At 63.3% G+C, this 12,180-nt stretch carries 12 protein-coding genes; 4 read left to right on the top strand and 8 right to left on the bottom strand.

Going from position 1 to position 12,180, the window contains the following annotated elements; all coding sequences use genetic code 11:
- Window positions 1–299 precede the first annotated feature (299 nt).
- The 8 genes from VGV07_RS01630 to hemE form a co-directional block, all read right to left on the bottom strand.
- Window positions 300–1,172 carry a ParB/RepB/Spo0J family partition protein gene (locus VGV07_RS01630; protein ID WP_326866941.1) on the bottom strand — a complete coding sequence of 291 codons (873 nt, stop codon included), beginning with the start codon at window positions 1,170–1,172 and terminating at the stop codon, window positions 300–302.
- A gap of 10 nt (window positions 1,173–1,182) precedes the next feature.
- Entirely contained in the window at window positions 1,183–1,983 is an 801-nt protein-coding gene (locus tag VGV07_RS01625) for a ParA family protein (RefSeq protein WP_326866940.1), read from the bottom strand.
- 23 nt (window positions 1,984–2,006) lie between these two features.
- Window positions 2,007–2,657 carry a 16S rRNA (guanine(527)-N(7))-methyltransferase RsmG gene (rsmG, locus tag VGV07_RS01620; RefSeq protein ID WP_326866939.1) on the bottom strand — a complete coding sequence of 217 codons (651 nt, stop codon included), beginning with the start codon at window positions 2,655–2,657 and terminating at the stop codon, window positions 2,007–2,009.
- Window positions 2,657–4,519, bottom strand: a complete 1,863-nt coding sequence (mnmG, locus tag VGV07_RS01615; RefSeq protein WP_326866938.1) for a tRNA uridine-5-carboxymethylaminomethyl(34) synthesis enzyme MnmG — start codon at window positions 4,517–4,519, stop codon at window positions 2,657–2,659. The genes rsmG and mnmG overlap by 1 nt, the downstream gene beginning before the upstream one ends.
- Window positions 4,520–4,606: 87 nt before the next feature.
- Window positions 4,607–5,929, bottom strand: coding sequence for a tRNA uridine-5-carboxymethylaminomethyl(34) synthesis GTPase MnmE (gene mnmE / locus VGV07_RS01610; RefSeq protein ID WP_326866937.1), 1,323 nt, complete (start codon window positions 5,927–5,929; stop codon window positions 4,607–4,609).
- Window positions 5,930–6,073: 144 nt separating this feature from the next.
- Window positions 6,074–7,339 (bottom strand): transcription termination factor Rho, encoded by a 1,266-nt coding sequence (rho, locus tag VGV07_RS01605; protein ID WP_326866936.1) that lies wholly within the window; start codon window positions 7,337–7,339, stop codon window positions 6,074–6,076.
- 177 nt (window positions 7,340–7,516) lie between these two features.
- Window positions 7,517–7,942, bottom strand: coding sequence for a protoporphyrinogen oxidase HemJ (gene hemJ, locus VGV07_RS01600; RefSeq protein WP_326866935.1), 426 nt, complete (start codon window positions 7,940–7,942; stop codon window positions 7,517–7,519).
- Window positions 7,943–7,946: 4 nt separating this feature from the next.
- The gene (gene hemE / locus VGV07_RS01595; protein WP_326866934.1) at window positions 7,947–8,981 is read right to left on the bottom strand and encodes a uroporphyrinogen decarboxylase; all 1,035 of its coding nucleotides are present in this window, start codon (window positions 8,979–8,981) and stop codon (window positions 7,947–7,949) included.
- Window positions 8,982–9,401: 420 nt separating this feature from the next.
- On the opposite strand from hemE, the gene VGV07_RS01590 reads away from it, so the two are divergent.
- Genes VGV07_RS01590 through dnaQ form a run of 4 tightly spaced genes read left to right on the top strand, consistent with a single transcriptional unit; the run spans window position 9,402 to window position 12,128 of the window.
- Complete coding sequence (locus VGV07_RS01590) at window positions 9,402–9,995, top strand: Maf family protein (RefSeq protein ID WP_326866933.1); 594 nt, start codon at window positions 9,402–9,404, stop codon at window positions 9,993–9,995.
- Complete coding sequence (locus VGV07_RS01585; protein WP_326866932.1) at window positions 9,992–10,825, top strand: shikimate dehydrogenase; 834 nt, start codon at window positions 9,992–9,994, stop codon at window positions 10,823–10,825. Before VGV07_RS01590 ends, VGV07_RS01585 begins: the two co-directional genes overlap by 4 nt.
- A complete protein-coding gene (gene coaE, locus VGV07_RS01580; protein ID WP_326866931.1) occupies window positions 10,825–11,421 on the top strand; it encodes a dephospho-CoA kinase in 597 nt (198 codons plus the stop codon). The genes VGV07_RS01585 and coaE overlap by 1 nt, the downstream gene beginning before the upstream one ends.
- Window positions 11,418–12,128 (top strand): DNA polymerase III subunit epsilon, encoded by a 711-nt coding sequence (gene dnaQ / locus VGV07_RS01575; RefSeq protein WP_326866930.1) that lies wholly within the window; start codon window positions 11,418–11,420, stop codon window positions 12,126–12,128. The genes coaE and dnaQ overlap by 4 nt, the downstream gene beginning before the upstream one ends.
- Window positions 12,129–12,180 lie beyond the last annotated feature (52 nt).

The raw sequence follows: 12,180 nt of genomic DNA, 5'->3' as shown, positions 1-12,180 counted from the left end.
CTCGATTGGCAACGATGGTGACGCGGGCGCGGGACCGCCAGGACGCCGTCAAGCTCTCAAGATCAGTGCGCGTGGCGCCCCTCACCCCGGCCCTCTCCCCAGAGGGGCGAGGGGGCGTTGTGGCACGGCCGGTGCAAAGTGCGTCCCCTCGCCCTTCTGGGGAGAGAGTTAGGGTGAGGGGCGCCACACGCGCTGAGACCTCGTTCAACATCCCAGCCAGGCACGCCGCAAATGAAAGGGGCGCCCTGGGCGCCATCTTTGCCAACGTTGCCGCTCCACGTGAAACACTAAGCCGCCGGCTAAACCCCGTACCCGGTCAGCTTCATGCAAATCCCATCGAGCTGCTCGAGCGTCCGATAACGGATCTCTAGCCGGCCGCCCTGGTCCTTGTGGTCGATCGCCACATGCAGCCCGAGCACATCGGACAGACGCTTCTCGAGGGCCGCCGTATCGGCGTCCTTCTGCTCGGGCGCTGCCGGTTTCTTCTTCGGCGCATTGATCTCGCGCTGCGTCAGCGCTTCCGCTTCGCGCACCGAGAGCCCGCCACCGACGATGCGCTTTGCCAGCGCCACCGGATCTTCGGCCGTGATCAGCGTGCGCGCGTGCCCAGCCGTCAACTCGCCGCTCTTGAGCATGCCACGGACGTCGTCCGGCAGTTTCAGCAGGCGCAGCGTATTGGCGACATGCGAGCGGGACTTGCCGATCACCTGTGCCAAGTCGTTCTGGGTATAGTCGAACTGCTCGATCAACTGGCCGTAACCCATTGCTTCTTCGAGCGGATTGAGATCGACGCGCTGGACGTTCTCGATGATCGCCAGCTCAAGCGCTTCCTTGTCGTCGACGTCGCGGATGATCACCGGTACATCGTTGAGCCCGGCGCGCTGCGAGGCGCGCCAGCGGCGCTCGCCGGCAATGATCTCGAACTGGTTCGGATCATTGGTCGGCCGGACCAGCAGCGGCTGCATCACGCCCTTCTCGCGGATCGAGCTGGTCAATTCTTCCAGCTGGTCCGGGTCGAAATCCCGCCTCGGGTTGGCGCGGTTGGCAATCAGGAAGTCGACCGGCAGGCGCTTCGAGCTGCTGCCGTCAGCCAGCCGCGCTCCTTCCATCGTCGCCATGTCGCCGATCAGCGCCGCGAGACCGCGCCCGAGCCGTGATGGTTTCTCGTTCATTCCAACTTCCTCATGCGGCCATGAGCTGACGCTCACGCCGGATCACTTCGGTAGCGAGGCGCAGGTAGGCCTGGCTGCCGGCACATTTCAGGTCGTAGAGCAGCGCCGGCTTGCCGTAAGAAGGGGCCTCCGACAGCCGCACATTGCGCGGTATCACCGTGTCGTAAACGAGTGTTCCCATTTCCGACCGCACATCCGCAAGCACCTGCTCGCTGAGGTTGTTGCGGCGATCGAACATCGTCATTACAACACCCTGTATCGACAGCCGCGGGTTCAGGGTGGAGCGAATTTGCTCAATGGTCTGAAGCAGTTGGCTCAGACCTTCGAGCGCAAAGAACTCGCATTGCAGGGGTACCAGAACCGCATCCGCAGCCACCAGCGCATTGATTGTGAGGAGGTTGAGCGACGGCGGACAATCGATCAGCACATAGCTCACTGCCTGGCCATTGATCGTGAGGTCGTTCATGGCGCGGAACGCATCGCGGAGCCGGAAGGCGCGATCGGCCTGTTGTGCGATGGTCAGTTCCACCCCGAGCAGATCCAGTGTCGAGGCAACGATCGCCACATTCGGCACGCTGGTCATCACCGCCGCCGAGGCCACCTTGGCGTCGCCCATCAACAGGTCGTAGCTCGACACGTCACGGTCGGTGCGCGAAATGCCAAGGCCCGTAGAGGCGTTGCCCTGCGGGTCGAGATCGACGATCAGCACCCGTTCGCCAATCGCGGCGAGCGCAGTCGCGAGGTTGATGGCGGTAGTGGTCTTGCCGACCCCACCCTTCTGATTGGCGAGGGTCAGGATTCGAGGAGCCAAGGCACGGCCTCCGAGCGTTTCCGCTAACGAGTTGATTTCCGTCGCAAATTGCTGATCTCCAGCAACACGCCAGCCTCGTCGGTGGCGCTCTTGATTACTACCACGTCGAACTCCCACGCCAAACGACTTTCCTCGACCTCCACAGCATGATCCTTGCCCTTATGCAGGATCGCGCGGGTTTCCGGCCCGAAGAAGGGGTGGATAAGTTCCAGCAGCAGCGGCAGGGCGGCCAGTGCTCGGGAGGTGATCACATCAAACCCGAGACGGTCGCCGAGTGTTTCACGTGAATCAAAGCTGTCCGTGCGACCGGCATGCACCACTGCCGCAAGGCCGAGTTCCCGGATAACCTGTCTGAGAAACGCGACCTTCTTGCCGATCGGCTCCACCAAGGTGAAGCGTGCCCGGCCACCCCTGAGGGCGATTGCCAGCGGCAGGGCCGGCAGGCCGCCGCCTGAGCCAACATCGAGGAGTAGTTCATCCGTCGGTCGGAGTAACGGCAGGACCTGTAGTGAATCCAGCACGTGGCGCGACCACAGGGCAGTCTCTGTTTCACGTGAAACAAGATTCTGTACCGCGTTCCATTTCTTCAACAGCGCAGCAAACGATTCCAGGTCCCGCCGAACGGCGTCTTCCGGGCGAGTAAATCCCTCGGAGTAGGCCGCAAGGTCGCCCATCAACCCGCCTGACGCAGGCTACCGCGCCGTACCACCGACAGAATCAGCGTGATCGCCGCCGGCGTGACGCCATCAATGGCCTGCGCCTGGGCGATCGTCGCAGGCCTTTGTTGTCCAAGCTTCTGGCGCATCTCCATCGAGAGCCCCGGCAGGGCGGCGTAATCCAGCCAATCCGGAATTGCGCGGCTCTCGTCACGCTTTACCGCAGCGATATCGGCCTCCTGGCGCTGCAGGTAAACCGCATACTGCGCATCGACGGTCAGCTGCTCGAGGATGTCAGGCGCGATCTCGGCAATCTCGGGCCATAGCGGCACCAGATTGTCCGCCTCCACATTCGGATAGGACAGCAGCTCAAACGCGCTGCGCTCATGGCCATCCGCGTTGACTGCCAGGCCGACCTTGCGTGCAGCCGTGGGCGTAGTCCGCAGTCGATCGAGTGTCGCCCGGCCCGCGCTCAGCGCCGCAGAGCGCTCCTCGAAGTGCTGTTGCCGTTCTTCACCGACAAGGCCGACGGCCGCCGCGATCCGGGTCAACCGCTGGTCGGCGTTGTCGCTCCGCAGGTGCAGCCGGAACTCGGCCCGCGAAGTGAACATCCGGTAGGGTTCGCTGACGCCGCGGGTCACCAGGTCGTCGACCATCACCCCCAGATAGCTCTCGGTCCGCGACAGCTGCAGCAGTCCGGCACCCTTCGCTGCAAGGCCGGCATTGGCACCTGCATAAAGGCCCTGCGCGGCAGCTTCCTCATAGCCGGTGGTGCCGTTGATCTGACCGGCCAGATAGAGGCCGGGCAGTCGCCGCAGTTCCAGCGTTGGCCGGAGCTCGCGCGGATCGACATAGTCATACTCGATCGCGTAGCCCGGTCGGATGATCCGCACATTCTCCAGCCCGGGCATCGACTTGAGGAACGCCTCCTGCACCTCAGCTGGTAGCGAAGTCGACAAGCCGTTCGGATAGATCGTGTTGTCATCGAGCCCTTCGGGCTCAAGAAAAATCTGGTGGCTGTCACGGTCGGCGAAGCGAACCACCTTGTCTTCAATGGAAGGACAGTAGCGCGGGCCGCGGCTCTTGATCCGGCCGGAATACATGGCCGAACGGTGCAGGTTGTCCGAGATGATCCGGTGGGTGTCGGATGTTGTCCGGGTGATATAGCAGCTGATCTGTCGCGTGGTGATCGCCGTCGTCAGCGCCGAGAACGGCTCCGGCGGATCATCGCCGCGCTGCTCTTCGAGGCCGGAGAAGTCGATCGAGGTTGCATCGAGCCTGGCCGGTGTGCCGGTCTTCAGCCGGCCAAGGGTCAGCCCCAGCGCCTCGAGCCGGGTCGACAGCCCGAGCACCGGTTTCTCGCCGACGCGGCCTGCCGGCACCGTCTCCTCGCCGCGATGGATCAGGCCACGAAGGAAGGTACCGGTGGTCAGCACGACGGCCTTGGCGCCGAAGTGACGACCGTCGAGTAGAACCGCGCCAGCAATCCGGCCGTCGGTGACGATCAGATCATCGACCTCACCCTCAATCACGGTGAGGTTGGGTTGGCCGAGGATGGCCGCCTGCATAGCCTGGCGATACAGCTTCCGATCAGCTTGGGCCCGGGGACCACGAACCGCGGCGCCCTTCCTTCGGTTCAGTACACGGAACTGGATACCGGCCGCGTCGGCGACCCGCCCCATCAGCCCGTCCATGGCGTCGATCTCGCGCACCAGGTGGCCTTTTCCCAAACCGCCGATGGCCGGGTTGCAGCTCATCTCGCCGATGGTTGCGAGCTTATGGGTGATCAACGCCGTGGGCACGCCGAGCCGCGCCGCGGCCGCAGCTGCCTCGCTCCCCGCGTGTCCACCACCAACAACAATGACGCCGAAGTCGCTCATCTCTGGGAAATCCTTTGGAGCGGCGGGTCTAGTCCAATGTTTCACGTGAATCAACGTCCGGGCACCGCCGGCAATGTTCCACGTGAATCATTTGCCGATGCAGAACGCGCTGAACAGGCGGTCCAGCACCGATTCCGCATCCATCCGGCCGAGCAAACGCTCGAGGGCGAAGGACGCCTGCCGCAAGTCCTCGGCAGCCAGCTCGGAACTTTCGAGGTGCCCCGCCACCTGCCCAAGGCTAAGAACCGCCGCCACCAGGGCCTCACCATCGCGCTCATGACTGACCAACAGGTCCGATGCCTGGACCGAGCCGGCACCTGATGCCTCGTGGAGCCGCTCGAGCAGTGTGTTGATACCCGCACCGGTGGCGACCGAGACAGCAAGGTCGGCACCCGCAACCGGACCGAGGTCGCTTTTCGTACCGATGACCGCTATCGGTGGCTGACGGCCCGACTCCCCTGCGAGCGCCGGTGGCTCCGCCCCTTCGCCATCGACGTCCGGCGCTCGCAACCACAGCACCTGATCTGCACTGAGCATGGCCTGCCTTGCCCTTTCAACACCGATCGCCTCGGCCTTCGAGGCTGTGTCGCGGATCCCGGCGCTGTCCACCAAGATGATCAACTGCCCCTTGATATCGAGGGGTACCTCCTTGAGGTCCCGCGTCGTGCCGGGTTCGTCGGAGACAATTGCGGCATCCGAACGGGAGAGGGCATTGAGGAGGCTCGACTTGCCGGCATTTGGCGGGCCAGCCAGCACCACCCGGAAGCCGCTGCGGAGGATCCGACCCTGGCCGCGGGTGGCCAGCACGTCCCCGATTGCGTCACGCAACGCCTCGACCTCGGCGCCAAAGCTCGGCGGCAGCGCGCCGACGTCGCCCTCATCGGAAAAGTCGATCTGCGCCTCGATCTCGGCGCGAAGATCGAGCAACTGCTCGCGCCAGCCTTCGACTTGTCGGGTCAGACCGCCTTCAAGCCGCGCATAGGCGAGCGCTCGCTGGTTCTCGGTTTCGGCTTCGATCAGATCGCCAAGACCCTGCGCCTCGACCAGGTCGAGCTTGCCGTTCTCGAACGCGCGCCGGGTGAATTCCCCGGCCTCAGCCAGTCTGACGCCGGGTTGTGAGCTGAGCTTCCGCAGCAGCGCCCGCACCACCGCCGGCGAGCCATGCACCTGCAGTTCGGCGCAATCCTCACCGGTAAAGCTCTGCGGACCGGGCATCCAGGCCACGAGACCACGATCGAGAGTCTCGTCACCAATCCTTATATCAGCGAGCTTCAACTGCCGCGGGCGGGGCAGGGCGCCGAGCATGTCGCTCAGTACCGTGCCTGCCATCGGTCCCGATAGGCGGATGACCGCGACACCAGAGGGCACAGCGCCTGAGGACAGCGCGACGATCGTATCATCGCTACGCATGCCACCCTTTCCACCACCCGGTCATGCCAGCGAAAGCGGGAACTTCCGTTTCCGGCGCGCACCACGCCCTCCAAAACAGAGATCCCCGCTTTCGCGGGGACATCGTGTTTGCGGATCTGCTGGCAGGCATCCGAAGATGCTCGATCAGGTGTTCATCGAGTCGAAGAAATCGGAGTTCGTCTTGGTCTGACGAATCTTGTCCATCAGGAACTCCATCGCGTCGACGGTGCCCATGGGGTTGAGGATACGGCGCAGCACGTACATCTTCCTCAGGATATCCGGCTCGACCAGCAGCTCTTCCTTGCGGGTACCCGACTTCGTGACGTCCATCGCCGGGAACACGCGCTTGTCGGACACCTTGCGGTCAAGGACGATTTCCGAGTTGCCGGTGCCCTTGAACTCTTCGAAGATGACTTCATCCATGCGCGAACCGGTATCGATCAACGCCGTCGCAATGATGGTGAGCGAGCCGCCATCTTCGATATTGCGCGCCGCACCGAAGAAGCGCTTCGGCCTCTGCAGAGCGTTGGCATCGACGCCACCCGTCAGCACCTTGCCCGAGCTCGGCACCACGGTGTTGTAGGCACGACCGAGACGGGTAATCGAATCAAGCAGGATCACCACGTCGCGCTTGTGCTCGACAAGGCGCTTGGCCTTCTCGATCACCATCTCAGCGACCTGGACGTGGCGCGATGCCGGCTCGTCGAAGGTCGACGAGATGACCTCGCCACGCACCGAACGCTGCATGTCGGTGACTTCTTCCGGCCGCTCGTCGATCAACAGCACGATCAGGTAGCATTCCGGGTGATTGGTGGCGATGGATTGTGCAATATTCTGCAACAATACGGTCTTACCGGTACGCGGCGGCGCTACAATGATAGCGCGCTGGCCTTTGCCGAGCGGCGCCACCAGATCCATGATCCGGGCGCTCTTATCCTTGTTGGTCGGGTCCGGCAGCTCGAGCCGCAGGCGCTCGTCGGGGTAGAGGGGCGTCAGGTTGTCGAAGTTGATCTTGTGGCGGACCTTCTCAGGGTCCTCGAAATTGATGGTGTTGACCTTCAGAAGCGCAAAATAGCGCTCGCCTTCCTTGGGAGACCGGATCTGGCCTTCGACCGTATCGCCGGTCCTGAGCGAAAAGCGTCGGATCTGCGAGGGCGAAACGTAGATGTCGTCGGGACCTGGCAGGTAGTTGGCGTCAGGAGAACGGAGGAAACCAAAACCATCGGGCAGGACTTCCACCACGCCTTCGCCGGTGATGTCGACTTCACGCGCCGCCAACTCCTTGAGAATGGCGAACATCAGTTCCTGCTTACGCATGGTCGAGGCATTCTCGACCTCGTAAGTCTCGGCGAATTCAAGCAATTCGGCAGGCGTTTTGGCCTTGAGCTCGCTGAGCTTCATATTTTCCATTGCGCGGAAGACCCTTGGGCAATCGTAAGTGGCGGGAATGTACGGAGAGGGGGGTTCGCCCGGAAAGCGCCGGGGAGGCGCCCATCGATCAGGCAGTGCGCTTCAGATAGCTAAAAGCTTCGCCACATTCAAGCGGAATGCGGATTCACGTGGAACAACAGCTGCTCACGGTGGCGCTCAGAACGGCTTCACCACCACGGAAATCACGATGACGATGGCGATGACAAACGGCACCTCATTGATGGCACGGAAGAACTTCGCCGGCCTGGTATTCCGGTCGTTGGCGAAGTCGCGCAGTATCCGACCGTAGAAGCCATGGATGCCGCTCAGGAGGATCACCATCACCGCCTTTAGCCACATCCAGCCTTGACTGAAATCGACGATGCCGAAGCCGAAGGCCAGCCACAAGCCGAACACCCAGGTGGCGATCATCGCCGGCGTGGTGATACCGCGATAGAGCCGGCGCTCCATCACCTTGAAGGTTTCCGACTGCACGCCGCCCTTCTCGGCATCGGCGTGATAGACGAACAGCCGCGGCAAATAGAGCATCCCCGCCATCCAGGCGATCACCGACAGGATGTGCAGCGCCTTGACCCATTCCATCGTTTCAGGCTCCCCGCGCCACGGCAATCAGCCGTTCGACATGCGCAATCGGCGTTTCCGGCACGATTCCATGCCCCAGGTTGAAGATGTGCGGTCGTCCGCGGAATGCCGCAACGATTTCACGCACCCGATTGTCCATCTGCTCGCCACCCGCCAGCAGCCGAAGCGGATCGAGATTGCCCTGCACCCCCAGGCCCGCCGGCAGCTCGCCGGCAAAACCCAGCGGCATTGCATAGTCGAGCCCAAGCACATTGACGCCGGTTGCCTGTGCATAGGCCGGCAGGTTGCCTGCGGCGCCGCGCGGGAAGCCAATCACCGGCGCGCCGGGGATGAGCTTTCGCAACCCCTCGACGATCCGACGGTTCGGCCCAATCACCCAGTTGCGGAACGCCACTTCGTCGAGATTGAGTGCCCAGCTCTCGAACAGCTGCACCACATCGGCGCCGGCCCTCAGTTGCGCCGCCAGATAGGCGATGCTGGTTTCCACGAGGATATCGATGAGCTTGCCAAACGCCTCCGGCTCAGTCAGGGCGAACACGCGAGCGGCTGCCTGATCGGTGGAACCCCGCCCGCCGATCATGTAGGTCGCAACCGTCCAGGGCGAGCCGCAGAAGCCAATCAGGGCCTTGTCCGGAGCAAGGCCAGCACGAACCCGGCGGACGGTCTCGATGATCGGGCTGAGCTTCTCCAAAGCCCCTTCGGGATTGAGCCGACCAATCGTGTCGATCGTCACGGGCTCGAGTAACGGTCCTTCGCCCGCCTCGAAGCGCACGTATTGGCCGAGCGCATCGGGAATCACCAGAATGTCCGAAAAGAGGATCGCAGCGTCGAGATCGAAGCGCCGCAATGGCTGCATCGTCACTTCCGAAGCCAATTCCGGATTGTAGCAGAGGTCGAGAAAGCTGCCGGCTTTGGCGCGAAGCTCACGGTACTCCGGCAGGTAGCGCCCGGCCTGTCGCATGATCCAGATCGGCAGGCGCTGCTGGCGCCGTCCCAGCACCGTCTCGAGCAGCGGTTTAAGCACCGGCGTCTCGGTCATCGTCCTACCAATCCAAAAGAATCTAGATTCTTAATCATCATTATCATGGCGGTGTTTTGCAGGAATTCCGCTTTACCCACAACGGAAGTTGCGGCGACAGAAGCGCGCGGCGCAGCGGGTGATTGAGGCTGTGGATGGAGAACGGTGAACGAAGCAGAAGGCATCGGGAGTCGCCTGATTCACTAAGTCTTAACCATGTCACAATCGCTAACGATCGGTTAACGAGGTTGTTGATGACCGGGGCGAAGCCGCAAGCGGTTATCCCCATTGCCCACATTAAGCTTCCGTTAACGGTTCGGTGCGCTCGAGCTGTTGAAGGATCTCGTCCCAGCGGGGAGAACTCAGCCCCGTCTCGTCGCTTGTGGCTTTTCCACCGCCGCTGGACTTGAGTGAACAAGGACAGTGTGGAAAACCGGACCGATGCTGATACTCGCTTCCCAGAGCGCTACGCGAAAGGCCTTGTTGGCGGGCGCCGGGCTACGATTCGAAACGAGTCCAGCGCAAATCGACGAGCGCCGCCTCGAAGCCGAAGTGCTGGGGAAAGGCGGCGATGCGCGGCAGGTTGCGTGTCGCCTCGCCGAAGCCAAAGCCCTGGCCGTTGCGGCGTCGCCCACGGACATCGTTATCGGCGCCGATCAGGTGCTGGCCTGCGCGGGGGAACTGCTGCACAAACCGGAAAACCTTGCAGCCGCGGCAGCACAACTCGATCGGCTGGCGGGTAGAACACACCGTCTGCATGCCGGCTTGGCGCTTGCCGGTCATGGTCGGCTGCTCTGGTCGGGCACCGAGACAGCGGTCCTGACGATGCGCCGTTTCGATAGCGAAGAGCGCGATCTGATCCTCGCCCTCGAGGGTGGGGCGGTGCTGGGGTCGGTCGGAGCCTACCGGCTCGAGGGTCCGTCGATCCGCTTGTTCGAGAAGATCGAGGGCGACTATTTCACCATTCTGGGCCTGCCGCTGTTGCCTCTGCTCCAGGCCCTGCGTCAGCATGCGCCTGAAACCCTGAGCCAGTGATTCACGTGAAAAAAGCCTTCGTCATCGGGCATCCGATCAAGCATTCGCGCTCGCCGCTGATCCATGGCAGTTGGATTGCCGAGCACGGCATCGCCGGCAGCTACCAAGCGATCGACGTAGCGCCCGAGCACTTGCCCGCTTTCGTCGAGCGACTGCGGCAAGGCGAGTTCGCCGGCGGCAACGTCACCATTCCGCACAAGGAAGCGGTGTTCGCCCTCTGCGACAGCGTCGACCCACTGGCCAAGACCATCGGCGCGGCCAACACTCTGGTGCGTCAGCCTGACGGCCGCATCCATGGGTTTAACACCGACTATATGGGCTTTCTCGGCAATCTCGATCAGAACGCCCCTGGCTGGGCCCAGGGGCTCGAACGCGCCATCGTGCTCGGCGCCGGCGGCGCAGCGCGCGCCATCCTCGTGGCGCTCCGCGAACAGGGTGTCCCCGAAATCGTGCTGCTCAATCGCACAACCGAGAAAGCCGAAGCGCTGGCCAAGGAAATCCCCGGCCCGTTCGTGCCGGGGGCCCTCGCCGACTATCCCAACTATGCTGGCGCGGCCGGCCTCGTGGTCAACACCACCTCGATCGGCATGCACGATACCCGGTTTGACGATCTCGACCTGCGGCTGCTGCCCGGCACAGCGCTCGTCACCGATATCGTCTACGTCCCGCTGGTGACCCCGTTGCTCGCCGACGCGCGGGCGCTTGGGCTAAAAACCGTCGATGGCCTCGGCATGTTGCTGCACCAGGCAATTCCTGGCTTCGAGGCCTGGTTCGGCGTCCGCCCGGCGGTGACGCCGGCATTGCGGGCAAAAGTCGAGGCGACGCTCTGATGCTGAAGCTGGGCCTCACCGGTTCGATCGCCACGGGCAAGTCCACTGTCCTCAAGGTGTTCGCCGAGCTTGGCGTGCCGACCTTTTCGTCCGACGAGGCTGTGCATGAGCTCTACAGTGGCGCTGCGGTCGCGCCGGTCGAGGCAGCGTTTCCCGGGGTCACCGTCGACGGCGTCATCGATCGGGAAAAGCTCAGCCGTCAACTGCTCGGCGACCCCGAGCGACTGCGGCAACTGGAAGCGATCGTCCATCCCCTGGTCCGGGCCCGGATCCGGGAGTTTCTCGCCGATGCCGCCGCACGCGGTGAACCCATGGCGGTGGTCGATATCCCGCTGCTGTTCGAGAACGGCGTCGATTGGGGGCTCGACGCCATCATCGTCACCACTGTCGACGAAGCCGAGCAGCGTCGGCGCGCCCTGGCGCGGCCGGGGATGACGGTGGAAAAGCTCGACGCCATCCTTGCCCGACAGCTGCCGCAGGCTGAAAAGGTGAAACGCGCCACCTACATAATCGACACCTCCAGCACCATCGCAACGACCCGGCAGACGGCCGTCGAGCTGGTGCAGAGGCTGCGTCAACAAGCTCAGGCCAGATGACCCGCGAGATCGTCCTCGATACAGAAACCACCGGCCTGTCGCCGGTGACCGGCGACCGCATCGTCGAGATCGGCTGCGTCGAGTTGATCAACCACATCCCGACCGGCCGGCACTTTCACATCTACCTCAATCCCGAGCGTGATGTGCCCGACGAGGCGTTCAGGGTGCACGGGCTGTCGACGGAGTTTCTGCGCGACAAGCCGCTGTTCCGGGCCGAGGTGGATGGCTTCCTCGCGTTCATCGGCGACGCGACGCTGGTGATTCACAACGCCCCGTTCGACATGGGCTTTCTCAACTACGAACTCGAAAGGCTGGGCCGCCCGAGCCTCACCAACGAGGTGATCGATACCGTGATGGTGGCGCGCGAGCGCCATCCGGGCGCCCGCGTCAGCCTCGATGCACTCTGCAAGCACTACGGCATCGACAATTCGAAGCGCGTGCTGCACGGCGCACTGCTCGACAGCGAGATTCTCGCCGACGTCTATCTGGAGCTGATCGGTGGCCGGCAGGTGGCGCTGGCGCTGGTTGCCGACACCCATATCGAGAGCGGCATCACTGTCACTATCGCGCCGGCACGGCAGCGGCCGGTCCCGCTGCCGTCGCGCCTCAGCGACATGGAGTTCGCCGCACATCTGAAACTTCTGGGCACGCTCGGCGCCGACGCGTTGTGGAGTAACTATCCCACGGAGCAGGTAGCGGCCGAGTAGGCTAGGCCCAGACGAACGCCGATGCGTCCTAAGCTATCGCCGTGCCACAGCG

The sequence above is a fragment of the Devosia sp. genome, assembly GCF_035944845.1.
Lineage (GTDB): Bacteria > Pseudomonadota > Alphaproteobacteria > Rhizobiales > Devosiaceae > Devosia_A.
The sequence above is the reverse complement of the archived record's forward strand: the minus strand, read 5'-3'. Positions and strand labels throughout refer to the sequence as shown.